Origin of the sequence: Candidimonas nitroreducens (assembly GCF_002209565.1) — a bacterium.
GTDB lineage: Bacteria > Pseudomonadota > Gammaproteobacteria > Burkholderiales > Burkholderiaceae_B > Candidimonas > Candidimonas nitroreducens.
This window is the reverse complement of record NZ_NJIH01000002.1, coordinates 250888-274196: the sequence shown is the minus strand read 5'-3', so window position 1 is coordinate 274196 and position 23309 is coordinate 250888. Positions and strand designations below refer to the sequence as shown.

Sequence of the window (23309 nt, the reverse complement as noted above, 5' to 3'; positions counted from 1 at the left end):
GGGTTGCGCGACGGCCCGGCGCGGCGTTTTTCATCCAGGCGGGTGAGATCGTATAATCTTGCTTTGCTCGGAGCTATTCCATGCGTCTTATCAAGAAAGCGCTCACCTTCGACGATGTGTTGTTGGTGCCCGCCTATTCCGAGGTTCTGCCGCGCGATACCCAGCTTGCCACGCAGCTCACCCGCAACATCACCCTGAACATCCCCCTGGTTTCGGCCGCCATGGACACGGTGACCGAATCGCGCCTGGCCATCGCCATGGCGCAGGAAGGCGGCATCGGCATCGTCCACAAGAACCTCAGCGCCGACGAGCAGGCGCGCGAGGTGGCGCGCGTCAAGCGGCACGAATTCGGCATCGTCATCGACCCCGTCACCGTGACGCCCACCATGAAGGTGCGCGACGCCATCGCGCTGCAACGCCAGCATGGCATCTCCGGGTTGCCGGTGGTCGAGGCGGGCAAGCTGGTGGGCATCGTCACCAACCGCGATCTGCGCTTCGAAGACCGGCTCGATGTTCCTCTGCGCGACATCATGACCCCGCAAGAACGCCTGGTCACCATGAATGAAGGTTCCACGCTGGACGAGGCCCAGGCGCTGATGCATCGCCATCGCCTCGAGCGCGTGCTGATTGTCAACGACAAGTTCCAGCTGCGCGGGCTGGCCACCGTCAAAGACATCATCAAGAACACCGAGCACCCCAGCGCCTGCAAAGATGCGCAAGGCCAGCTGCGCGTGGGCGCCGCCGTGGGCGTGGGCGAGGGCACCGAAGAGCGCGTCGACAAGCTGGCCAGCGCCGGTGTCGACGTCATCGTGGTCGACACCGCGCACGGCCATTCGGCCGGCGTGCTCGAGCGCGTGCGCTGGGTCAAGAAAAACTACCCCAAGGTTCAAGTCATCGGCGGCAACATCGCCACGGCCGCGGCGGCGCTTGCGCTGGTCGAGGCCGGCGCCGACGCCGTCAAGGTCGGCATAGGCCCGGGCTCCATCTGCACCACCCGCATCGTCGCCGGCGTGGGCGTGCCGCAGATCACCGCCATCTCCGACGTGGCGCAGGCCCTGAAAGACACCGGCGTGCCGCTGATCGCCGACGGTGGCATCCGCTACTCGGGCGACGTGGCCAAGGCGCTGGCCGCCGGCGCCTTCACCGCCATGATGGGCGGCATGTTCGCCGGCACTGAAGAAGCCCCCGGCGAGGTCGTGCTGTTCCAGGGCCGCTCGTACAAATCGTATCGCGGCATGGGCAGCGTGGGCGCCATGAGCGACGGTTCGGCCGACCGCTACTTCCAGGATCCCGCCAACAACGCCGACAAGCTGGTGCCCGAGGGCATCGAAGGCCGCGTGCCCTACAAGGGCAGCGTCATCGCCATCATCTACCAACTGGTCGGCGGCATACGCGCTTCCATGGGCTATTGCGGCTGCGCTTCCATCGAAGACATGCGCACTCGCGCCGAATTCGTCGAGATCACCTCGGCCGGCGTACGCGAGTCGCACGTGCATGACGTGCAGATCACCAAGGAAGCGCCCAATTACCGCGCCGATTGAAGCCCTTGCGGCTTCTGCGCTGATCGGGGCGGCCGCCACGTGCCGCCGCCTCGTAGCAGCTTGCGGCAATGGCCGGCCCATGCGGGCCGATCGTTATTGCGGAGCCGCGGCCAAGCTTTCCCGGCCCGCATTGTGGAATTCTTGATGGGCTATGTTTCTGTCCCGCGTCTTGCACTGCGCCTACATGTCCAGCAGGTGCTTGACCACCAGTTCGGGGGCGCTGACCATCGCGTCGTGGCCGGTGGCCAGCTCGCGCCATTCCCAATCGGCCTGCGCGCGCGCCCATTGCCGGGCACCTTCCAGCGCCGGGAAAGACGGGGCCGTGCAGTGCCAGTAGGCGCAGGGCAGGCCATTGCCGATGGGCTTGTCCAGCCGCAGCGCAGATTCGTACACTCCCAGGGGCTGTGGCGTGAGCCGGGCGGCGACAAACTGCGCATCGGCCTCGCGCTCCAGGCCCAGAGAAGCCGGCCGCGGCGGCGGCACCCCCAGGCCCTGGCAGGAGTTCTGCGCCGCCGCGCGCAGCTTTTCCACCAGCGCCGGCGGCAGCGTGTCGAAAGTGCTGACGCCGTTGCCCAGTATGAACGCGTCCAGATAAACCAGGCGCCGCAACCGCTGCGGCATGCTTTCGGCTACCCCCGTGATCGCCAGGCCGCCGAAGCTGTGGCCCACCAGCACCACGTCGTGCAGGTCTTCCCAGCCAAGCACGTTCTCGATGTCACGCACGAAAGTGCCCAGATCTATGGGCAGCTTGCCCAGCAGATGGCTGCGCTCGCCCAAGCCCGTCTGGGTCGGTGTATAGACGGTGTGGCCCAGCGCCCGCAGCGCCTGCGCCACGCGCGCCCAGCACCAGCCGCCATGCCAGGCGCCGTGCACGAGTACGAAAGTCTGGGAATCCTGGCTGGTAGTCATGATGGCTCCTTGCAAAGACGGGGGCGGGCTCTGCCGCGTAAGGGCAACTATACCCGCAGGCATCACCCGCCGGATCCCTTGCCGCCCCGATACGGTACATTAACGTCTTGGGCTTTCGACGCCACGGATTTTATATAGAAGCACGCATTAGCTATTTTTGTTTTTACCATTAAATTCTTGGGCTTTCGACGTCATAGGCTTTCGGCGCCTGCGGCTTGCTAGGCCTTGGAATCAATCCCTCAAGCCTCAAGCGATTGCGCCAGCGCTTCCCCAACTTCCTTTACTGCTCTTCCAGCCATGCACCAGCGTATCCTCATCCTAGACTACGGCTCACAAGTCACCCAGCTCATCGCGCGCCGCGTGCGCGAAGCCGGCGTCTACTGTGAAATCCATCCCGGCGACGTCGGCGACGACTTCATCCGCACGCAAGAAGGCCTGAAGGGCATCATTCTTTCCGGCAGCCACGCCTCGGCCTACCAGGAAGAGTCCCTCAAAGTGCCGCCCCAGGTGTTCCAGGCCAGCGTGCCCGTGCTCGGCATCTGCTACGGCATGCAGTCCATGGCCCAGCAGCTCGGCGGCAAAGTAGAGTGGTCCGACCACCGCGAATTCGGCTACGCCGAAGTGCGCGCCCGCGGCCACACCCGCCTGCTCGAAGGCCTGGAAGACTTCACCACCACCGAAGGCCACGGCATGCTCAAGGTGTGGATGAGCCACGGCGACAAAGTCACCGCGCTGCCGCCCGGCTTCAAACTCATGGCCTCCACCGAATCCTGCCCCATCGCCGGCATGGCCGACGAAGAGCGCGGCTTCTACGCCGTGCAGTTCCACCCCGAAGTCACCCACACCGTGCAGGGCGAGGCCATGCTGGCGCGCTTCGTGCGCGACATCTGCGGCTGCAGCGGCGACTGGAACATGCCCGACTACGTCACCGAAGCCGTCGAACGCATCCGTGCCCAGGTCGGCGACGAAGAAGTCATACTCGGCCTGTCCGGCGGCGTCGACTCATCGGTCGCCGCGGCCCTGATCCACAAGGCCATCGGCGACCAGCTTACTTGCGTGTTCGTCGACCACGGCCTGCTGCGCCTGAACGAGGCCGAGCAAGTCATGGCCACCTTCGCCGACCACTTCGGCATCAAGGTCATCCACTGCAACGTCGGGGACAGCCTGCTGGCCAAGCTCGCCGGCGTCGCCGACCCCGAAGCCAAGCGCAAGATCATCGGCCGCGAATTCGTCGAAGTCTTCGAAGCCGAAGCCGCCAAGCTGACCCGCGCGCGCTGGCTGGCACAGGGCACCATCTACCCCGACGTCATCGAGTCCGCCGGCGCCAAGACCGGCAAGGCCGTTGCCATCAAATCGCACCACAACGTCGGCGGCCTGCCCGATACCCTCAAGCTCAAGCTGCTCGAACCCTTGCGTGAACTGTTCAAGGACGAAGTGCGCAAACTCGGCATCGCCCTGGGCCTGCCGCCCGCCATGGTCTACCGCCACCCCTTCCCGGGCCCCGGCCTGGGCGTGCGCATACTGGGCGAAGTCAAGAAAGAATACGCCGACCTGCTGCGCCGCGCCGACGCCATTTTCATCGAAGAATTGCGCAAGGCCACCGACGAAACCAGCGGCAAGAACTGGTACGACCTGACTTCCCAAGCCTTCGCCGTATTCCTGCCCGTCAAGTCCGTAGGCGTCATGGGCGACGGCCGCACCTACGACTACGTCGTAGCCCTGCGCGCCGTGCAGACCTCCGACTTCATGACCGCCGATTGGGCAGAACTGCCTTATTCGCTGCTGAAGAAAGTGTCGGGCAGGGTCATTAATGAAGTAAGAGGTATAAACCGGGTTACATATGATGTCTCGAGTAAACCACCGGCGACGATCGAGTGGGAATGATCAGTTTAAAAATTATTAAAAATCAATCACTTAACAGATCAATTTGCATTATGAGTAGGCTTGTTGCCGGAAGACGAACGAGCTGATCAGATGCTATGGCGGGCTTTCCTCGTCTATCTGGCCTGTAGCCCCAAGCCTGTCTGAGAAATGCTGGCTCCTGGCGTGCCTGCGGATTTCATCACGACTTTCGAGGCGCATTTCAAGGACATGAGGGCCGAGCCGGTCGAAATCGAAACTTTGCTGGATATTCGTGAAAGCCTGCTTGTCCGCCTAGCCGGGTGGCTGGGTGGGCCATCGTGCGCGTTTCTACGATCTATGCCTCAGGAAGATCTCTGCGCGAAAATAATGGCTGTGCAACGTGCAACGTGCAACGTGCAACGTGCAACGCGCCATTTCGCTTTGCAGTGTCTCGAAGGGTTGGCGGGGTCGAGATTGATGATTTTTCTTACCCTATCATGCGAAACGCCTCTGCTGCCTGCCGGATTGCATGGGCATCGATATGCCTATGGGTAACGCAGCGAATTCTATGGCTCCCGATTGCTCGGACTTTGACGCCGGCTCTGTCCAGGGCGTCGACCCAATGGTCACTGCTTTTGCCTGTGGCGCTGCAATCCAGCTGCACGATATTGGTCTCGGGATCACTGACCTGGAGGTTGGGGCAGGACGCCTTGATTAGTTGACTGAGCAACTTGGCGTGCTGATGGTCTTCATGCAACCGCCCGCGCATGGTGGTGATGGCTTCCAGTCCGGCAGCTGCGAGTATGCCGATTTGCCGTTGGGTGCCGCCCAGGAATTTGCGTAGTTGTCGAGCTTTATGAATGGTTTTAGTCGTACCGACCAGTAGGGCTCCTGCGGGCGCACTCAGGCCTTTAGATAAACAAATCGACGCAGTGTCGAAAGGGGCGGCAATGGTTGATGGCGCGACATTGAGAAAAGCACAGGCGTTAAATATCCGCGCACCGTCCAGGTGCATGCTAGCCCCGACACGGCGGGCGAAGGTGGCAACCTGATCGATGTGCTCGAGCGGCAATACCGTGCCGCCTGAGTTGTTATGCGAGGTTTCGAGGCAAATGAGACGGGTGGGTATGTGTCGGCGCTTTCCGTAAGCGACGGTATCGGCCAGGTGGTCAAGATCCATTTGACCGCGCGATCCCGATACCGGTCGAAACAGCGCACCGCCCAGAAAGGTCGCACCGCATTCCATAGTGTAGATATGTGAATCCTGTTCGAGCGCGACTTGTTCGAATCGCTGTGTCAAAGTCAGGATGGCCAGCATGTTGGCCATGGTGCAAGAAGGTACGAAAAGCCCGGCTTCTTTACCCAGCAAATCGGCCACGGCGGCTTCCAGCCGTACGGCGCTCGGGTCGCCTTCCAGGCCATCGTCACCCAGCGGCGCGTCCTGCATGCGTTCGTACATACGCGCTGTGGGTCGTGTAACAGTATCGCTGCGCAGATCGATAAAATCCGAGCGGCCAAACATGCTCTTGCCGGTAATCAAGCTTGAGCCAGAATCTGTATCAATCATTTATGTACTCCGGGGACACTGGCCATTAACCAGGGGAGAAAAGTATGCATGGGCGCCGGTCTCCGCCACGGTAAAACGTGATACGGGGCAACACAATCCACGGCGATAACATCGCGATCGTGAGGATTTGCTGCGCAGCATGGCGAGCCGGGCGTCAAAGTTAATATTGTTGAATGGATCGAGCTGTCCATTGGGCCAGCCGTGTTTGACGAAATGCGGGTCAATACCGCAGAATTTTGGACAGGAAGTGTTGCGCTCTCGGACTGCGCCCTTCGATATCATCAAAGAAGGCGGCCACGGCGCAATCTTCCTGAATTTTTCCTTCGTCCATGAATATGATGCGATCAGCTACTTTGCGAGCAAAGCCCATTTCGTGGGTGACGACTACCATGGTCATGCCTTCTGTAGCCAGATCTGTCATGACATCCAGCACTTCGTTGACCATCTCGGGGTCTAGCGCGGAGGTTGGTTCGTCAAACAGCATGACCAACGGATCCATGGACAGGGCGCGTGCAATTGCGACGCGTTGTTGCTGGCCGCCGGACAAGGCTGCAGGATACTTGTCCTTCTGGTCGTGCAGGCCGACTCGGCGCAGTAGCGATAGGCCGCGCGCTTGCGCCGCCGCGTGTGTGCGCCCAAGCACTTTGACTTGGCCCAAGCATAAGTTTTCCAGGACATTCAAATGGGGGAATAGCTCGAAGTGTTGGAAAACCATGCCCGCAATCGCACGAATTTCAGGCAATTTTGCCTCTTTATCGTTGACGCGGTGATCATTTAGACGAATTTCGCCCGCTTGAACAGGCTCCATGCCATTGATCGTTTTAATCAGAGTCGATTTCCCGGATCCCGAGGGGCCGCAGATCACGACAACCTCGCCCTGATTGATCTTTAAGGAGCAGTCCTTCAGGACTTGGAAGCCCCCATACCACTTGCTCACATTGCACAGCTGTATCATGGATTCCATGTCTCTGTTCCGTTTAACGCACCGTCTTCATGCGTTGATCGAGCCTGTTCACTAGTTTCGAGATCACAAAGCAAATGACGAAATAGCTGGCGGCCACAAATAGATAGAGCTCGGTCAATGTGCCGTCTCTTTGGCCGATATTGCTGGCAGCCCCGAGAAAGTCCGTCAAGGACACGACGTAAACCAAGGAGGTGTCCTGAAACAAGATCAGTGAGCGCATCAGCAAGGGGGGAATCATGTTGCGTAAAGCCTGCGGATAAATTACGTAACGGAGCATTTGCCAGTGAGTGAGGCCAATCGCCTGACTGGCGAAGATTTGCCCCTTGGGCACGGCTTGTATGCCAGAGCGAATGATCTCTGCAAAGTACGCAGCTTCAAACAAGGTGAAGCTGATAAAAGCTGCGTTCAATGCGCCGACCTTGACCGGAAAAGGAGATTGCAACACCCAGCCCAAAACATACGGTATAAGAAAATAAAACGTAAAGATGATTAGTATGAGGGGGAGAGATCGGAAAAAATTGATATACAGGACGGCGGGCACGGAGATCCAGCGGCGATGCGAAAGCCGCATGGCCGCCAAAATTAAGCCCAATAAAATACCCCAGCTGGCGGCGACCAGAGTAATCATTAAGGTGACCACCATGCCTTGGCCAAACAGGTACCCCAAGGCAGGAGGAATAGACGAGAAATCAAGATTGGCCATTTTTATGCGCCTAGTTCTTGCTTGCTGCTGACCATCCCAGGGAGGGCTATCACTTTTTCGACATGCCGCATGGCAAAGATGATCGCCCAATTAATGGTTATGTATAGGACAGCGGCGATTGCGAACGCTTCGAAGACATGGAAGGTATATTCCTGCATGGATTTGGACTGGGCCGTGATCTCCGAGACCCCGATGGTGTAAGCGATCGCCGAATATTTGACCGCGCTTACCATTTCTGATGTCAGCGCGGGAACCACGATTCGGATCGCTTGGGGGAACACCACATAGCGGAATGTTTGGAATTCGTTCAGTCCGATGGCCGCACCCGCCTGAAACTGGCCTCGTGGTAGGGATTCGACGCCTGCGCGCAGAACCTCGCTGATGCGCGCAGCGGCATAGGTGCTCAGACAAAAGAATGCAGGCACCACTGATGCCCAGGGCTGGGGCATTTTTTTAATGGCCATTCCAAGATCCACGGGAACGAGCTCGGGCAGTACGAAAAACCAGAGGAACATGTGAACGATCAGGGGGATATTGCGCATGTATTCCACATACGTGACTGCCACATAATTCACGACGGGGATTTTCAGCATGCGCAAGAACGCTAGCAGCGAACCCAAAACCAAAGCCGTAAGAATCGCGCAAAAGGTCAAGGCAACAGTCCAGCCCATGCCGATCGCAAATTGCTGTAAATAGTTATGCACCCCGTCTGGCGACATTGAATAGATGACCGACCAGTCCCAGTTGTAATTCATTGCGCTCTCCGACTTTCACCGCGTGTATTTCTGAGCATAGAGGCCTCGCCCCTTCATGACTGAGCTGGGCGAGGCCTCTGTGCTGTTGAGCAGCCTAAATGTCCTGGATCATGGACGTAGGCTTGGGCGTTAAATTAATGTTTATAGTCGGCGGGGTCGCTGGAGTCGGTCGGGTTGGCTATTGCGTTTTTCAGGATGTCGCTCATGGGGTAGTTCAAATTGATTTTGCGTGCAGTAATCGGCGAATCAAAATACTTTTGATATAAGCGTGCGATCTCGCCATTTTTCATCAACTGGATCACGGCTTCGTCGACTAAAGCCTTAAATTCGGGGTCGCCCTTGGGCTCAACGATTCCATAGGGAGCGAAGTCCAGCCCGTGTGTCCCGACCACGTAGTCTTTCGGATTTTTGGTCTTGGCAACGGCGGCATATAGCAGCGCATCGTCGCTGACTGCGGCATCGGCCCGGTCGGTCGCCATCATTATGAACGCCCGCGTGGTATCCGGAGCGCCCGCCATGGTGATCCCGTAGTGGTGTTCTGCATTGAGGTCGGCGGCAACCTTATAGGTTTGGCCACCCGAAGTCGCGGCAATGGTTTTACCGCGAAACGTACTTAAGTCATTGACATTCACGCCGGAGCTTTTTTTCGCCACCAGCACCACTTGGGCGATAAACGTGGTGGGAGAAAAATCCACTTGCTTTTTACGGTCGGCTTTGTTCGTGGTGTTACCACACTCCAAGTCGATGGTTCCATTCTGAATCAACACCAGTCGTGTGGATGAGGTCGTAGGCACATAGTTCACGCGCAGGTCGTCAATGCCCAGTTTCTTCGCGATCAAGCCGGCGGCGGCCTGACACACCTCGACCGTATATCCGACAGGCTTTTGATTTGCATCCAGGTACGAAAAAGGCAGGGCCGATTCGGGCGCACCGATTTGTAGCGTTTTGGTTTCCTTGATCCGGTCGATCCGGCTGGCGCCGAACGAGACCGTCGTCACCGATATTAAAGCGCTCAGAATGGCCAAGCGTGAAAGGTTGTGCATATTTCCTCCGTGCGTCCATGGGTCGTGAAAATGCCCTGGATCAAATACCGACAGTGGGGTGGAGCGCGGCGATTGCTGCATGGCGCAAGTTAGGCAATTGCGTTGCGCGATTCACAGTTCCATAGGCATTGTGTCACGGAGGTTTTGCGTATGGAAATGCGAATAGAGATCTATATTATGCAAATATGATATAAGCTAGTCATGATTGCAGGATCAATCGAGGCCAGCTTTTCCGGACGGCGGGCAAACACACTTCCATTGCGCGGAACGCATGGCAACTCAATAAAATTGGTTTATAAAGGTCTTGCCATGGCACGTCGTCTTGGTTCACAGCATTTGGATGCCTTCCAAGCCATTGTCGCCACCGGGTCTATGACCAAGGCGGCGCGGGAACGTCACACATCCCAGCCGCAGATCAGCCGCTTGGTGGGCCAGCTCGAAGACATCGTCGGGTTTGCCGTATTCGCGCGCAAGGGCACGCGCATCAGCCTGTCTCCCGAAGGCGCGCGGCTGTATGCGGAAATCGAAAAGCACTATATCGGCATCGCCAGCGTGGAAGCCGCGGCGGCCGATATAAGGTCGTTCACCACTGAACACATACGGTTTGTCGCCATGCCGCGTCTGGCGGGCGGTCTTTTGTCGCGTGCGGTGGCTTGCCTGAAACATGACCACCCCGAAACTCGAGTCTCCATACATGTCGCCGGAGCTAACGCGTTACAAGAACGCATCAAGGCCGGGATAGACGACATTGGCTTGGTCATGAGCTATGGACAATTGAGCAGCGAGGTTGACACCATTCCCATCGCCACCCTGCCTTGTGTATGTGTGCTGCCGCCGGGGCACAGCTTAAGCCGAAGCGCCCAAATCAGTGCTGCGGATTTAGCCGCCGAAGACTTGATTACCTTTGTGCGCGGCAGCTCTCTGGCGGCTGCCATAGACGGGTATTTTGCCCAGTCCGGTGTCCAACCCAGGATCGTTGCAGAGACGGAGCTGGGCGCCTCTGCCTGTGCGCTGGTCGCGGCTGGCATAGGTGTTAGTTTGATGAACCCCATCGCCGCCCTGGAAGAGTCCCAAAAGGTGGATCTCGTGGTTCGTCCACTGCGCGCGGCGTTTACTGCAACGCTGGCTTTAATGTATGCCCACCGGCTGCGTCACGGCTTATTGCTCAAACGCTTCGGGGCTTATATTCGTGCGGATTTGGCAAATTCGCAGGGGTGTATGTAGTTCGAAGAATTTGCGCCCGAGCATGAGCCATACGACCGGTCTCGGTTACTCTTTGTGTAAAGCAAGCCTTGTAGCCAGAGTAATCACCAAAGATCAAGCTGCCCTGCTGGGTAGCGGCGCGCCCTGAGCGGGCGGTTGAGAAATTTCTCCTTCAACCGGCGACCCCTGTGCTTCTGCAAACCTCCAGAATCGTATCGCGCAGCCAGCGGTGGGCCGGATCCGCGTGCAGGCGCGGGTGCCAGATGGCGGATATTTTGATTCGCGGGGTGCGCACGGGCAGCTCGAAGTACTGCAGGCCTTCATTGGCTGCATGGCTGCCTGCGGCGCTGCCGAGGCTCGAGTGCGGAATAAGCCCTAGCAGATCGGAGTGGCGCACGATCTGCATGGCGTTGGCATAGGTGGGAACCACCATGACGATGGTTCTGCGCAAGCCCAGTTGGCCCAAGGCGTCGTCTACTGGGCCAGCGAATTGGCGCTTGCGCGATACGACCACGTGCCGGTAGCCGGCGTAGTGCTTCGGGGTTACTCCGGGTTTTTGCAAAAGCGGGTGGCCGGCTCGGCAAATGCCGACGAACCTGTCGTGAAAGAGCAGTCGTGTCTTCAGTTCCGGCGCAGCAGTGCCGATCACTCCGATCTCCAGGTCGATCATGCCCTCCCGCAGCGCTTGTGCGTCCTTGTCGTGCTTGGCGATGTAGCGGATGCGGACGTGCGGAGCGGCGCGGCCGATCGCCGTTGCGAGTGGGGCGCCGAGCAGGTCGACGAAGCCGTCGTTGGCCCGGATAGTGAAGGTTCGCTCGAGCCGGGCGATGTCCGGGGCTGTGCTGACAGGCTGAAGTACGGCCCGGGCGTTGCGGGCGAGCTCGTGGACGTGTAGGCCGAGCCGCTCGGCGTGCGGAGTCGGAACAAGCGTTCGGCCCGCCTGTACGAGCAGTTGATCTCCCGTGGCTGCTCGCAGCCTGGACAGTGTCCTGCTCATGGCGGAGGGGCTCAACCCGAGCCGGTGCGCGGCTTTGGTCACGCTTTGCTCGGAGAGCAATACGTCCAGTGCGGTAAGCAGATTCAAGTCCACGGCTTGCATGGCGGGTCGCTTTTGAAAGGATCATGGATTGTGTTTCATGCATACTATTATTGCATCGCGTGCGTCTGGTGCAAGTGATGGCCTTGCAGCAGAATTATTGTTCGTCCAATCTCGATCAGGTTTGCGGCCATGACACATTCAAGCAGCCATGAAGCTCGTCCCACCGTTCTGCTCATTGGCGCCTCGCGCGGCCTCGGATGCGCTATGGCAGAGGAATTCCTGAAAAGAGGATGGAACGTCGTCGGTACGGTGCGTCAAAGCGCGCACACTGGCTTACACGTGCTGGCGGATGAATATGCGGGCCGCGTCCGGATAGAGCATCTCGACATTACGGAGCCGGATCAGATCGCGGCGCTGCGCGCTCGGCTGGAGGGGCGGCGCTTCGATATGCTGTTCGTAAATTCAGGCACCGCGAACAGCAATCAGAACGAAACCATCGCAGAGGTTTCCACGGAAGAGTTCGTGCGCGTGATGGTCACAAATGCACTCGGCCCGATGCGCGTCGTCGAAGCCTTGCAAGAGCTGGTGCAAACCGATGGCCTGATCGGCGTCATGTCTTCGGGGCAGGGCAGCATTGCCGGAAACGAGAAGGGCGGGCATGAGGTTTATCGCAGCAGCAAGTCGGCTCTGAATCAGACCATGCGCAGCTATGCCGCGCGCCATACGGGAGAGCCCCGCGCCCTGTTGTTGCTGGCTCCGGGGTGGATCCGCACTGCCTTGGGTGGGCCGGATGCGCCGTTCGGCCTGGATGAAGCCGTTCCGGACATCGTGGACACGCTGCTCTCGAAGTGGGACAGGCCGGGCCTGGAGTATCTTGACCGCAAGGGCCGTGCTGTTGCGTGGTAAGCCTTGTTCGGCCCGCAGGCTCTACGCGTCTGTGCAGTAATATGGCAAGTCCTGTATTGAGTTGATCGATTTTGCCTGTCCGCCTGCGATGCCGGGGCTCATCCCGGGCGTCGCCGTGGGGCTCGATGGCATCAAGCAGTAAAGATGAGCCGTTGACCCTGTGACTGGGTAAGGGTGTGGTGCGCGGATCGAACAACGCCATGGCTGCGAGGAATCCGACCATCATGACCGAGACTTACACCAACGAAGTTGATTGCGCCACAACCAAGCCGGGCGACTATCCACAGACTCTGCATGTGCGCGAGCACACGCTCCACGCGGATGTGGACGCCGAAGCCGGAAGCGTCGACTCCGCGCCCAGTCCGCACGATTATTTCGACGCCGCCCTGGCTTCCTGCAAGGCGCTCACCGCAACCTGGTACGCGAAGCGCCACAATATCCCGCTGGAGCGGGTCGCGACCCGCGTAGAGCGAGACAGCCACGAAGAGCGCCTGGGCAAATACCGTTTGCGTGTCCATCTGGACTTCCAGGGGCCCCTGACCGACGCGCAGCGCGAAACGCTGCGGCAGGTGGCCGCCAAATGTCCTATTCACAAGTTGATGACTCAAGTCACCGTTGAAATCGAAACGGTGGCGTGATTCCGCCCTCTGCGGCCGGGGCTGCGGCATGGCGCCGCGGCAATGGTCCAGTGTCTTGAAGAGGCTGGGCGGCAATGCCCGCCAGACAGCTTTCTGCCCGATTCAGGTCGGCATGGGCCGGCGGCGCGGCGTATTGCGCCGCCTTGCTGGAAGCGTAATGCACACCAGGCATGCGAAGATGAGCGCGACGCCCGTCCAGCCTAAGCCGGGGAGCCGTTCGCCGACGATGGCGGCGGCAAGAGCCGCGGCGACGACCGGTTCCAGCAGGGAAAGGGTGGTAGCCGTGCTGGCCCGGACGCGCGCTAGGCCGTAGCCGAAGCAGGCGTAGCCCAGGAACATCGGCACCAGAGCCATATAGATGCCCACGGCCGCATTGTTCCACGATGCCAGGAACGGCGCGCCCGTGGCGTACAGCACGGGCATCAGCAACAGGCCGCCCAGGCCGAAGATTGCGCCCATGGCCGCCCGCGATGGAATACGGCGCTGCATCAGGCGCCGAGCCGCCCAGGAATACAGGGCGTAGGTCAGGCCGGCGAGCAGGCCCAGCGCCACGCCGCCGATGACCGAAGGCGCCGTGGTGGCCGCGCCATGGCCGCTTTCGGCGATGCAGAGCAGGACTATGCCCGCCAGGCCCAGGGAGGCGCCGAAGGCCCATCGGGTGGTGGCGCGCAGGCCGTCCATGAGCATCTCGATGGCTGCGGACAGCAGGGGCGCGGAGCCGATCGAAACCACCGTACCTACGGTTACTCCGGCCATGCGCATCGATGCGTAGAAGGCCAAGGGGTAGACTGCGACGGCCAGGGCGCCCAGCAGCAGCCAGAGCCATTGCAGCCGCAGCGCAGCGGCGTTGCGGGCAATGGCGCGGATTGCCGTGGCGGCCTGGAGCAAGCCGCCGACGCCCATGGCCGCCGCGCCGATCGCCGCCGCGCCGACTTCCGGAGCGAAGGTGGCGGAGACGCCGGTCGTTCCCCAGAGTATGGAAGCCGCCAGTACGCCGGCGACACCCAGCAAATGTTCTTTCGACGACGTTGTCACTTGGTCTCCGGTGTGCCTGCCAGGTCGCTTGTGCCGGGCCGGCTGCCGGCAGGTTCGGTATGCGCTTTGCTCTGTTTCAAGATAGTTATCAGCATGCTTGTGCGTAACGGTCGAACCCGCGCATATTCCAATTCAAGATGGCCGGACGAAGAAAGCGGGGTCGCTGTGCGGCCGTTCATCCGGGTTCGCGATCGAAACGGCAAGCACGTTGGGGGAACAAGGCGCGAATTCGTATCAGATCGCGCCGCTGGCCTTGTCCTCGATGAGCTTTACCAGCGTATGCAGCAGCCGGTTGGCCGGCGTGGCCACGCCGAGCGCCTCGCCGCGCTTCACGACAAAGCCGTTGAGATGATCGATTTCGCTGGGCTTGCCGCGCGCCACGTCTTGGGCGGTGGAAGAATATTGGCCTGGCATGGTCTCGGCGATGCGGCGCACGGCCAGTTCGAGATCCGGCGGCAGGCTCACGCCATCGGCCTGGGCGACGGCGGTGCATTCGGCCACGATGTCGCGTATCGAGGCACGTACGCCGGCGCTGGCGACGAGGCGGCCATAGGGTAGCTGCGATATGGCCGACAGCACGTTGTAGGCGCAGTTCAGGATCAACTTGGCCCAGAGCGCGCCGCGTACATTGGCCGATACCTCGGTGGGAATGGCCGCCGCGGCGAACGTGCGGGCCAGGGCGTCGCTGCGAGTAGAGGGCTCGATGACGAGCTCGCCCCGGCCGTGGTGCAGCACGTGGCCCGGCCCCGCCATTTCGGTGGCGACATAAACCACTGCGGCGGCGACCTCTTGGGCAATCACGCCGCGCAGGCGCTCGGCGTTGTCTACGCCGTTTTGCAAAGTGAGTACGAGCGTGTCGGCGGCCAGATGCGGCCCGATGGCGGCGCCGGCGCTTTCGGTATCGGGCGATTTCACGCAGAACAGCACGAGCTGCGCGCCGCTTGCGGCGGCCGGATCGACACTGGCCGTCAGCTGCGACGGATCGATGCGCTCGTCGAATTGCTGCGCTTGCAGGCGCAGGCCGTCGCGTTCGATGGCTTCGACGTGCTGCGGGCGGCCTATAAGCACGACCTCGTGCCCCGCGCGCGCCAGCATGGCGCCGTAATAGCAGCCCACCGCGCCCGCACCCATGACGGCGATCTTCATGTCGGAACCCTCTCGCCGGCCTTGGCGCCGGCGTACTCATTTATAGAGCGTATCAATATACCGCAGCAGGCGGGCGGGGGCCGGCTCGCGTTGTCCGGCCGGGCCGTTTATTATTTATGCCTGCCGCATCAACCATCCGGAAACGACCGGCCTCAATGAGCTCAAGCCCTCCCTCCGTTCCGCCGCCGCCTTCCGTCCGGCTGTCCTCGCTGTTCAAATTGCGCCCGGCCGGCCGGCGCTGGCCGTTTGCGATACGCGCAGCCTTCTGCATGGGGGTGCCGGTGCTGGCCGGGTGGCTTGCGGGCGATGTGGCCGCAGGGCTGATGGCCACGATCGGGGCCTTCACCACGCTTTATGGCAGCGGCAGGCCGTATTTGAACCGCGCGATCCATCTCGCTGCGGTTGCCGTGTCCTTTGCCTTGGCGGTCATGCTGGGCGTCTGGGCGGCCGAAATGCCTCTGCTGGTGGTACCCGTGGTCGTGCTGATCGCGATGGCCGCCACATTCTTGTGCAATGCGCTGCGGGTCGGGCCGCCGGGCGCCTACATGTTCGCGCTGGGCTGTGCCGCGGGTACGGGCATGCCCATCAGCCATTTGTCCGTTGCTCAGGTCGGGCTGCTCATCCTGGCCGGAGGCGCGTTCGCGTGGCTGGTGCACATGGCGGGCGCACTGATCCGGCCGCGCGGCCCGGAAAGGGCGGCCGTCGTGGCGGCCGCACAGGCCGTGGCACGCTATGCCCAGGCTGTCGGTACGCCGGACGAAGACGGCGCCCGCCATGCCGCGGCGCTGGCCATGCATCATTCCTGGGCGACGCTGGTCACGCGCCAGCCTGCCAAGCCCAGGCCCAATGGCGCCCTGAGCTACCTGCGCGCGCTCAATAGGGAACTGCATCTGCTGTTTGCCGGCGTCATGAACGCCTCCGGGCCGGGTGGCGCGGGGCTCGAGGATGCCGCCGCAAAGGCGCGCCAGATCGGGGCGCAAGCCGCGCATCCCGCCGACCAGGCGGAGCGCACCGTCCCCGATCATATTCCGCTGGGCCATTACGGCTTGTGGGATTCGCTGCGGGAAAGCTTCCGTCCCTGGTCGCCGGCTCTATTGGCGGCCGCCCGTGTCGGTGTCGCGACCGCCATCGCCGGGACGATCGGTGCGCTGCTCGGACTGGAGCGTGCTTATTGGACCATGGCGGCTGCGGTGCTGATTCTGCACCAGGGGCTGGACTGGGTGCGCAGCCTGCAGCGCGGCATAGAAAGAATGAGCGGCACTCTCGTCGGCTTGATCCTGGCGGGCATCGTCCTGATGGCGCACCCCGAGGGCTTGTGGCTGGTGGCCACGCTGATGCTGCTGCAGTTCGTCATCGAGATGACCGTGATCCGCAACTATGCGTTGGCCGTAGTCTTCATTACGGCCGCGGCACTGACCATCGCTTCGGGCGGACATCCGGTGGCGCACATAGAGCATCTGCTTTGGGTGCGCGGCGTCGATACCTTTATCGGGTGCGTGACCGGCCTGGCGATCCTGACGCTGACGACACCGCGCTCGCTGGCGGTGCGCATCCCGCAAGAGCTCGTGAAGACCTTGGTGGCGCTCAAAAATGTGCTGGGGCACGTGGCCAGCGGAGATGCCACCAGCGGCCCGGCCCGGCAGGCGCGCCGGGATCTGCAGCATCGCACGATAGTGTTGCTGGAGGCCTATGATTCCAGCGTCGGCGCCAGGTCGCGGTACCGGGATGCCGCGGTGCGCGCGTGGCCCGCGGTCATGGCCGCCCAACGCCTGGCCTATCGCACGCTTTCGGCCTGCTGGTCGCTGGAAGAGGCGGGCGGGCGCGCCGCCGAAAGAGCCCATGCACTGTTCGGCCCGGACGGCGCAAAAGAAGTCGGCCAGGCGCTGTTGGCCCTGGCCAACGCAGTTCATCAAGGCGGCAGGCCCGCGCCGTTTTCCCAGTTGCCGGAATTCCTCGCTACCGAATTGCGGAACCTGCGCGACTCTCTGGTATACGTCGGAAGCAATGGCTCGGGCCGTCGGAGGCGGTGATCCGGCGCTTCAGTCAAAAGGGCGGGCGCCATGCCCTGATCGGCGCCGCCGTTATCTGCCGTCGGCCTCAAGCCCGCTGCCCGGTGCTCGATCCCGATAAATCGCAAGCTCTTCGCTACAAAATGTAGCTCTGCCGGCGGTGGCCGACGCGTGGGCGCCGCCTAGACACGCCATCGGCGAGCTGTCGGCATGAGGCTTGGGCGGATCCGCACCTGCCGCCGTAAGGACATTCGTACTCTTTCGGCTGTTTCGCCCTGTAACTGTCAGACTCTGAAAGTTCTTTGGAATTTTTGACGATCCCATAATCTGTCATGGTCGCAGACTGCGGGCTCTTGCGCTTAATGTGGGCGTGTAGAGCAACGGGCATGAAGAATCATACGAAGCGACCGGATCTCGGTACCAAGGCAACCAAGATTGCCCCAGCCCCTCAGCTTCATCGCTACAGGGGTGGGGCGATGGGATGGCTCATCCTGGATATATTGTTGATCGCTAGCGCCACGTTCCTGCTTGCCTTGCTGGGTTTCGCCACACGGCTGCCGCAAGGGCTGGCTACGTTGTGGCCCGATTGCCCCGTGCTGCTTGGGGGCTTCATTCTGTACCCTCGTCTGTCCAGGCCCTTGAGCTGGGCGGTTGTCCTGCTGGTGCTGGCGGCGACCGATTATTTCATCGCGCAAGTGCCGGCCTTGTCGGCTTTGGCATTCAATGCCATCGACGTCGCCAGCATGTTCGTCGGATACCTGGTGTTCCGACAGGTGTTCGGCATGAGAATCGATTTCGGCCAGCCGCTTTCTATGCTGCAGTTGTGTCTCGTGGCGGTTGCGGCGGCGGCCTGCGAGGGTGTGCTGGTCGGTGTGTTCGCGCCGGTTATTCTGGGCCGGCCGGTGACCGTCGAACCCCTCGAATGGTTTGCAGTGGAGTTCCTGTCGTGTGTGACGCTGCTGCCCATCGTGCTGAGCGCGCCCGAGTTCTGTCAGCGCTACTGGGGCCTGTGGGGCCGGCGCTTGAAGATAACCTGGCGTGACGCGGCCACGGCCAGCGTGCCTTTGGCCCTGTTGATCGCCAGCCTGCTGGTATCCGTGCTGGTGGGCGGCGGCGGAGCGGTGGCTTTTCCGGTTATCGCGCTGTCGTATTGCGCGCTGCGCTACAGCGTCTTCGTGACCTCGCTGCTGGTGGCGCTCTTCACGGTCTGGACGACTCATATGGCGGTGACGGGCATGCTTCCCGCATTGATCGGGCCAGACGACACGCACGGCCTGATGTCCCTGCGCCTGGCGATCGCCTCCATCGACTTGGCGCCGCTGATCATCGCCAGTACTATGATCGCCCAGTCCAGGACATTGGCGCAGTGGCGCTCCATGGCCGATTCCGACAGCCTGACAGGTGTGCTCAACCCGCGCGGCTTCTATCGGGAAGCCGAGGCGTTGCTGCGAGCCTTGAGCAGAGATCGCAAGCGCGCGGCGGTATTGATGATGGATATAGATTTTTTCAAGCAGATCAACGACACCTACGGCCACATCGCCGGCGACAGGGCATTGGCCGTCACCGCGGCGCTGTTGCGCCAGGGGCTGCGCGAGGGCGATGCCTGCGGCCGCCTGGGAGGTGAAGAATTTGCCGCGATTCTTGCCGAAGTTTCAATGGGCGAAGCGAGCGACATTGCCGAACGGATTCGGGTTTCAATAGAGGCATGCCCCATTCCGGTGGAAGAGAAAGATCCGATCCGGCTCACCGTCAGTTTCGGGGTGGCATGTGCGGATCCGGCGGCCGCCGAGTTGTTTCCCCTCTTGCATGCCTCGGATCGGGCTCTTTACCAAGCCAAGCGCGACGGCCGCAACCGTGTGCACGCCTGGCAGGCACCGCTGTAGCGGATGTGGCGATGAACGAGTTCCCGCAGTTACGGGCGAGCAACGAGAGGAGTCTTTAGTGGCTCGAAGATTACTGACATGCTTGGCCTGTGTGGTCGCCGCGGCCGCAGCTTTATTGCTGATGGGCGGGTTGCGGGCACAGTCGGCGTCGATGGCCGCGCATGAAGACCCAAGCAGGCTTGGCTCGATGCTCCGGCAATTGCTGGATCAGGCGCCGCAATCCGATGTGAGCGAGGGCTTGCTCATTTCTTCCGTGCAGAGCGCCGGCCTCACGCCGGTAGCGTTCAGGCCGCGGAAATTGCAGTTCGCCCGGCCCGTGTTGTCACGGAGGCAGAAGCTGTATTCCCTGCCCATCATAGGCTTCATCGCGCTCTTGATCGGCGGCGCTATTATCTCGGCGGTGCGCAGCCGCTCGTCCGCGCTGGGCGCCCTGAGATCGGCCGTGCAGCGCCGGGAGTTCGTAGTGCGGTATCAGCCCATCATAGAGCTGCAGACGGGCAGGTGTGTCGGCGCCGAGGCCCTGGTGCGGTGGCGCAGATACGACGGCTCGATCGTTCCGCCCGAGGAGTTCATCAGCCTGGCGGAAGCAAGCGGGCTCATCATTCCGATTACCGACCAGGTCATAGACCTTCTGGTTGCCGAACTGCACGACGTTCTGGTGGCCGATCGCAACTTGCATATTTCCATGAATCTCTCTGCGCAAGACATCCAGACTGGCCGCGGGCTGGACTACATGCAGACGCAGATCGGCAGGGCGGGCATACGCAGCGACCAGATCTGGTTCGAGATGACCGAAAGCGGATCCGTAGAAATCGATGCGGCGCGCGCGACCATGATGCGCATGCGCGACCTCGGCCACCTGGTTTCCATCGACGATTTCGGAACGGGCTATGCCAGCCTGCATCATCTGCACAGCCTGCCCCTGGATGCGCTGAAGATCGACAAGTCTTTCATCGACATGATCGGCCACGATACGGCGGGCAGCAAAGTCATGCCGTACATCCTGGACATTGCCGCCGCGCTGCAGCTCTTCTGTGTCGCAGAGGGCGTGCAGACCCAGGAGCAGGTCGATTATCTGGTTGAGCGCAATGTGGCTTTCGGCCAAGGCTGGCTCTTTTCCAAGCCGCTGACCTCGGAAGGGTTCGTGGCTTTCTACAAAGAACGCAAGGCGCGTTACGGCCCGTATTCGAGGACTGCGATCCCCGGCTGGCCCGAGCGCAAGCGGGTCTGAGCCGATGCCTCGCATGCGCGCCGTGGCGCGGGCTGGCGCAGATCGGATCGGTGCGGATCAGATCGCGCCGGCCGGGGCGGCAGCGACAGAAGAGGGCCAGCCCAGTGTCGCCCCGCGCGATACCGCGGCATAGACGGCGGCATTGCGATTGTTGACCGCCAGGCGCTGGTACAGCGCTTCGGCGTGGGTTTTGGCCGTGGCCACCGAAATATTCAATTCGCGGCTGATTTTTTTCAGCGGATAGCCTTTGGCCAGCAGCGCCAGCACCTCATACTGGCGTGGGGTCAGGCCGAGCAGATCGGCTTCGCGCCCTATGAGTTCCGATGTCAGGATCTGGGTTTTTTCCTGTACGAAAATACCCGCGGCGCCCGATGGCACGCCATTGCCCGCTGCGGCCCGCCCAGGCCTGGCTTCCGGAGTGTGCAGAAGGTTGTCGTCCTGGGACTCGTCGTAGTCGCTGGCGGGCGGCGTCTGGTGCTTGTCGTACCAGCGGCGTTTCGGCTGGGCGCAGTCGGGCGCCGACGAACTCGCTTCCATATTGTCGCGACGTATCATTTCGGGGTGGGGAAAGCATTTCCCGCCGGCCAGCACCAGCATGATCGACGACTTCAGCACATCTTGCGACGAATGCTTCGAGATATAGCCGGCCATGGCCGAAGGCAGATTCAGCAGTGAATAAGGAAGCGTCTGGGTATCCGACAGCAGCAGGGTGCGTTTCGGCGCATAGCCTTGCTGGGCCGCCGTCACGAGTTCGATCATGCGCTCGTATACGTCGGGCACGGACAGCAGCATCAGGTCGCAGCCCGCCTGGCGGGGATTGCCATGAAACAGCTGGGCGTAATTGATGCCGGTGCAGACGAACGTGCAGTCGAGGTTCTGCAGCAGCTTCAGTATGCCGAGCCGCAGCAAGGTGTTGGGTTCTACTACAGTAACGGTCACCATCGTACCCTCCACTTATAAGGGCTTCGCATGTCCTGTCTATTCGGCGCTTAGCTTGTCTGAAAGCCCAGCCGAAAGCAAGATACGCCCCTGCCGACTTACTATAAGTAACGTTTGAAATCAATGTTTTCACATTGTGTATTCGATGGCTCATCGCAGTATTCGCAGGACATTGCCCGCGGCGATCTGGCGCTGCGGCGTAAAGTCTATTTTGCTGATCTGCCCGGCATCCGTATGATGGATGCGCAGGCCCTGGCTGGCGTGCAGGGCTTCCAGCAAATCGGGGCTGATCTCGAAGCTGGCCGCCAGCGCAGCAGCCGACAGCGGCGGCCTGGGCTTGCGGCGATCCAGGCCGCCGAAACGCAGCGTGTTGTAACGGGCCCACACGAGCAGCAACAGGTCTATGCCTACGGCCACGCACGCGTACGCCAGCAGCGTATGGAGGTCGGGCAGCAGGCGGGACACCAGGCTGCTTGCGTGACCCAGTGCCGCGCCCTGCAGAATGGAGTGCATGCCGGTAGCCAGCAGGTAGCAGAACACGAACCAGGCCAGCGCCGTAAGCAGCAGGTCGACCAGGGTATAGCCCAGGGAAAGAGGAGTTTTGACGAGATTCATGATGGAGGCGCCTTGATGCCGCGGTCGGGGCTTTCCCAACGAGCCCGGCGGCGGTGGAGTTTCAGCATGACTTTGGGAAAGCTGCATACGGTGGTAAGCAAATTGACCATCCAATAGGCCAGTGGGTACCAGATCACCCAGTACAGCGAGCGCGGCAGGCCGGGTTCATAGCGGCGCTCGATCATGATGCTGATGGCGCATTGCAGGAGGCAGGCGGCGGCCAGCACCATGCCGGTGAAGGCGGGAGGCATCAAGGTTTCGACCTCGACGTGGATGGGGTTGGAGGGTGAGATGAAAAGGCTGATCGCCCACAATGCCAGCGATAGCAGCAGCGCGAAGGCCCAGATCGCCGAAATGCAGTATTCGAGCACCATGGGCCACATGCGGCGATGGCGCCAGGACCAGATGTTGGGTGCATTTTTCAGGAAGACTTCGGCACCGCCCTGGGCCCAGCGCAGGCGCTGCCGCCACAGCCCGCGCAGGGTTTCGGGCATCAGGATCCAGCACAAGGCGCGCGGCTCGAAGAAAATCGACCAGTGGTCGCGCTGCAGCTTCCAGCTGATGTCGATGTCTTCGGTGATCATGTCCAGACTCCAGTAGCCGACACGATCCAGGGCGCTGCGCCGGAATGCCGCCACGACGCCGGACACGGTGAAAACCTGGCCATAGACGCGCTGGGTACGCTTGATCAAGCCGACGATGGAAGAAAATTCGCCCACCTGGATACGGCCGATCAAGGTCGAACGAGTGCGTATGCGCGGGTTGCCCGTGACGGCGCCGACCCGAGGATGGTCGATCAGCGGGGCCACCAGGTAAGAAGCCGTATTGCGATCCAGCAGGGCATCTCCGTCTATGCACACCAGATAGTCGCTGCGGGCCGCCAGCGCGCCCATGCGCAGCGCCATCGCCTTGCCCTGATTCTGGGCCAGGTGTATGACACGCAGGCGATCGTGCGTGGCGGCCAGTTCATCCAGCATCGCGGCCGTGCCGTCTTTCGAGCCGTCGTTGATGGCGATGACTTCAATATGCGGGTAGCGCTGATTCAATGCCGCCAGTATGGTGTCGGCCCCATTTTCGGCCTCGTTGTAGCAGGGCACCAGGATGGACACCAGCGGGTTGCCCTTGAGTTCGGGCGGCAGGGTGCCGGGCCCCCAGGGCCAGTGCCGTTCCCAGTGCAGCCAGTAATACAGGCCGCCGAACATCCACAGGCTGGACATGAACAGGGGATAAAAAAATACGAAATTCAGAAGCAGGTCGCCGGTCCACAGCATGGCGGCCCCGAAAGGCGCGCCCAGCACCAGGCACAAAATCAAAAAGGCAAGTATGCGTTCGGCCATCTCG

General features: G+C 61.3%; 20 protein-coding genes. 8 read left to right on the top strand and 12 right to left on the bottom strand.

The genetic code is table 11. The annotated features are described in order from the left end of the window. The first annotated feature begins 80 nt into the window (after positions 1-80). A complete protein-coding gene (gene guaB, locus CEY11_RS02745) occupies positions 81-1541 on the top strand; it encodes an IMP dehydrogenase (RefSeq protein WP_088601825.1) in 1461 nt (486 codons plus the stop codon). A gap of 180 nt (positions 1542-1721) precedes the next feature. Here the strand turns inward: guaB and CEY11_RS02740 are convergent, their stop codons facing one another. Then, the gene (locus CEY11_RS02740) at positions 1722-2450 is read right to left on the bottom strand and encodes an alpha/beta fold hydrolase (RefSeq protein ID WP_088601824.1); all 729 of its coding nucleotides are present in this window, start codon (positions 2448-2450) and stop codon (positions 1722-1724) included. A gap of 297 nt (positions 2451-2747) precedes the next feature. On the opposite strand from CEY11_RS02740, the gene guaA reads away from it, so the two are divergent. Next, complete coding sequence (gene guaA / locus CEY11_RS02735; RefSeq protein ID WP_088601823.1) at positions 2748-4334, top strand: glutamine-hydrolyzing GMP synthase; 1587 nt, start codon at positions 2748-2750, stop codon at positions 4332-4334. A gap of 445 nt (positions 4335-4779) precedes the next feature. Here guaA and CEY11_RS02725 read toward each other — a convergent pair whose 3' ends face one another. From CEY11_RS02725 to CEY11_RS02705, 5 genes are all read right to left on the bottom strand, one after another. Beyond that, complete coding sequence (locus CEY11_RS02725) at positions 4780-5859, bottom strand: threonine aldolase family protein (protein ID WP_233154685.1); 1080 nt, start codon at positions 5857-5859, stop codon at positions 4780-4782. Positions 5860-6079: 220 nt separating this feature from the next. Beyond that, complete coding sequence (locus CEY11_RS02720; RefSeq protein WP_088602020.1) at positions 6080-6814, bottom strand: amino acid ABC transporter ATP-binding protein; 735 nt, start codon at positions 6812-6814, stop codon at positions 6080-6082. A gap of 22 nt (positions 6815-6836) precedes the next feature. Beyond that, positions 6837-7526, bottom strand: coding sequence for an amino acid ABC transporter permease (locus CEY11_RS02715; protein WP_088601822.1), 690 nt, complete (start codon positions 7524-7526; stop codon positions 6837-6839). Between the two features lie 2 nt (positions 7527-7528). Further along, on the bottom strand, positions 7529-8281 hold the full coding sequence (locus CEY11_RS02710) for an amino acid ABC transporter permease (RefSeq protein ID WP_088601821.1): 753 nt from the start codon (positions 8279-8281) through the stop codon (positions 7529-7531). Positions 8282-8415: 134 nt separating this feature from the next. Continuing rightward, the gene (locus CEY11_RS02705) at positions 8416-9324 is read right to left on the bottom strand and encodes an amino acid ABC transporter substrate-binding protein (RefSeq protein WP_088601820.1); all 909 of its coding nucleotides are present in this window, start codon (positions 9322-9324) and stop codon (positions 8416-8418) included. Between the two features lie 201 nt (positions 9325-9525). On the opposite strand from CEY11_RS02705, the gene CEY11_RS02700 reads away from it, so the two are divergent. After that, positions 9526-10548 carry a LysR substrate-binding domain-containing protein gene (locus tag CEY11_RS02700; RefSeq protein WP_088601819.1) on the top strand — a complete coding sequence of 341 codons (1023 nt, stop codon included), beginning with the start codon at positions 9526-9528 and terminating at the stop codon, positions 10546-10548. A 151-nt stretch (positions 10549-10699) separates the two neighbouring features. Here the strand turns inward: CEY11_RS02700 and CEY11_RS02695 are convergent, their stop codons facing one another. Next, complete coding sequence (locus tag CEY11_RS02695) at positions 10700-11626, bottom strand: LysR family transcriptional regulator (RefSeq protein ID WP_088601818.1); 927 nt, start codon at positions 11624-11626, stop codon at positions 10700-10702. A gap of 129 nt (positions 11627-11755) precedes the next feature. Between CEY11_RS02695 and CEY11_RS02690 the strand changes: the two genes are divergently transcribed. Both CEY11_RS02690 and CEY11_RS02685 read left to right on the top strand, forming a co-directional pair. Then, entirely contained in the window at positions 11756-12472 is a 717-nt protein-coding gene (locus CEY11_RS02690) for an SDR family oxidoreductase (protein ID WP_088601817.1), read from the top strand. Positions 12473-12696: 224 nt separating this feature from the next. Further along, positions 12697-13110, top strand: a complete 414-nt coding sequence (locus CEY11_RS02685; RefSeq protein WP_088601816.1) for an OsmC family protein — start codon at positions 12697-12699, stop codon at positions 13108-13110. A 102-nt stretch (positions 13111-13212) separates the two neighbouring features. On the opposite strand, the gene CEY11_RS02680 is transcribed toward CEY11_RS02685, so the two are convergent. Continuing rightward, on the bottom strand, positions 13213-14145 hold the full coding sequence (locus CEY11_RS02680) for a DMT family transporter (RefSeq protein WP_088601815.1): 933 nt from the start codon (positions 14143-14145) through the stop codon (positions 13213-13215). A 234-nt stretch (positions 14146-14379) separates the two neighbouring features. After that, the gene (locus CEY11_RS02675) at positions 14380-15291 is read right to left on the bottom strand and encodes a ketopantoate reductase family protein (RefSeq protein WP_088601814.1); all 912 of its coding nucleotides are present in this window, start codon (positions 15289-15291) and stop codon (positions 14380-14382) included. Between the two features lie 155 nt (positions 15292-15446). Between CEY11_RS02675 and CEY11_RS02670 the strand changes: the two genes are divergently transcribed. The 3 genes from CEY11_RS02670 to CEY11_RS02660 all read left to right on the top strand — a co-directional run bounded on the left by CEY11_RS02670 (position 15447) and on the right by CEY11_RS02660 (position 20414). Next, complete coding sequence (locus CEY11_RS02670; protein WP_088601813.1) at positions 15447-17321, top strand: FUSC family protein; 1875 nt, start codon at positions 15447-15449, stop codon at positions 17319-17321. A gap of 455 nt (positions 17322-17776) precedes the next feature. Beyond that, positions 17777-19183 carry a GGDEF domain-containing protein gene (locus CEY11_RS02665; protein WP_158215169.1) on the top strand — a complete coding sequence of 469 codons (1407 nt, stop codon included), beginning with the start codon at positions 17777-17779 and terminating at the stop codon, positions 19181-19183. A gap of 58 nt (positions 19184-19241) precedes the next feature. Then, the gene (locus CEY11_RS02660) at positions 19242-20414 is read left to right on the top strand and encodes an EAL domain-containing protein (RefSeq protein ID WP_158215168.1); all 1173 of its coding nucleotides are present in this window, start codon (positions 19242-19244) and stop codon (positions 20412-20414) included. A 57-nt stretch (positions 20415-20471) separates the two neighbouring features. On the opposite strand, the gene CEY11_RS02655 is transcribed toward CEY11_RS02660, so the two are convergent. The 3 genes from CEY11_RS02655 to pgaC form a co-directional block, all read right to left on the bottom strand. Then, entirely contained in the window at positions 20472-21356 is an 885-nt protein-coding gene (locus tag CEY11_RS02655; RefSeq protein ID WP_233154684.1) for a response regulator transcription factor, read from the bottom strand. A gap of 147 nt (positions 21357-21503) precedes the next feature. Beyond that, complete coding sequence (pgaD, locus tag CEY11_RS02650) at positions 21504-21968, bottom strand: poly-beta-1,6-N-acetyl-D-glucosamine biosynthesis protein PgaD (protein ID WP_158215167.1); 465 nt, start codon at positions 21966-21968, stop codon at positions 21504-21506. Further along, entirely contained in the window at positions 21965-23305 is a 1341-nt protein-coding gene (pgaC, locus tag CEY11_RS02645; protein ID WP_088601809.1) for a poly-beta-1,6-N-acetyl-D-glucosamine synthase, read from the bottom strand. Before pgaC ends, pgaD begins: the two co-directional genes overlap by 4 nt. Positions 23306-23309 lie beyond the last annotated feature (4 nt).

What these genes read in the sequence shown, in the direction of transcription:
- guaB (WP_088601825.1), top strand. Translation starts at nt 81, where the DNA reads ATGCGTCTTATCAAGAAAGCGCTCACCTTCGACGATGTGTTGTTGGTG.
- CEY11_RS02740 (WP_088601824.1), bottom strand. Translation starts at nt 2,450, where the DNA reads ATGACTACCAGCCAGGATTCCCAGACTTTCGTACTCGTGCACGGCGCC.
- guaA (WP_088601823.1), top strand. Translation starts at nt 2,748, where the DNA reads ATGCACCAGCGTATCCTCATCCTAGACTACGGCTCACAAGTCACCCAG.
- CEY11_RS02725 (WP_233154685.1), bottom strand. Translation starts at nt 5,859, where the DNA reads ATGATTGATACAGATTCTGGCTCAAGCTTGATTACCGGCAAGAGCATG.
- CEY11_RS02720 (WP_088602020.1), bottom strand. Translation starts at nt 6,814, where the DNA reads ATGATACAGCTGTGCAATGTGAGCAAGTGGTATGGGGGCTTCCAAGTC.
- CEY11_RS02715 (WP_088601822.1), bottom strand. Translation starts at nt 7,526, where the DNA reads ATGGCCAATCTTGATTTCTCGTCTATTCCTCCTGCCTTGGGGTACCTG.
- CEY11_RS02710 (WP_088601821.1), bottom strand. Translation starts at nt 8,281, where the DNA reads ATGAATTACAACTGGGACTGGTCGGTCATCTATTCAATGTCGCCAGAC.
- CEY11_RS02705 (WP_088601820.1), bottom strand. Translation starts at nt 9,324, where the DNA reads ATGCACAACCTTTCACGCTTGGCCATTCTGAGCGCTTTAATATCGGTG.
- CEY11_RS02700 (WP_088601819.1), top strand. Translation starts at nt 9,526, where the DNA reads ATGATTGCAGGATCAATCGAGGCCAGCTTTTCCGGACGGCGGGCAAAC.
- CEY11_RS02695 (WP_088601818.1), bottom strand. Translation starts at nt 11,626, where the DNA reads ATGCAAGCCGTGGACTTGAATCTGCTTACCGCACTGGACGTATTGCTC.
- CEY11_RS02690 (WP_088601817.1), top strand. Translation starts at nt 11,756, where the DNA reads ATGACACATTCAAGCAGCCATGAAGCTCGTCCCACCGTTCTGCTCATT.
- CEY11_RS02685 (WP_088601816.1), top strand. Translation starts at nt 12,697, where the DNA reads ATGACCGAGACTTACACCAACGAAGTTGATTGCGCCACAACCAAGCCG.
- CEY11_RS02675 (WP_088601814.1), bottom strand. Translation starts at nt 15,291, where the DNA reads ATGAAGATCGCCGTCATGGGTGCGGGCGCGGTGGGCTGCTATTACGGC.
- CEY11_RS02670 (WP_088601813.1), top strand. Translation starts at nt 15,447, where the DNA reads ATGAGCTCAAGCCCTCCCTCCGTTCCGCCGCCGCCTTCCGTCCGGCTG.
- CEY11_RS02665 (WP_158215169.1), top strand. Translation starts at nt 17,777, where the DNA reads ATGGGATGGCTCATCCTGGATATATTGTTGATCGCTAGCGCCACGTTC.
- CEY11_RS02655 (WP_233154684.1), bottom strand. Translation starts at nt 21,356, where the DNA reads ATGGTGACCGTTACTGTAGTAGAACCCAACACCTTGCTGCGGCTCGGC.
- pgaD (WP_158215167.1), bottom strand. Translation starts at nt 21,968, where the DNA reads ATGAATCTCGTCAAAACTCCTCTTTCCCTGGGCTATACCCTGGTCGAC.
- pgaC (WP_088601809.1), bottom strand. Translation starts at nt 23,305, where the DNA reads ATGGCCGAACGCATACTTGCCTTTTTGATTTTGTGCCTGGTGCTGGGC.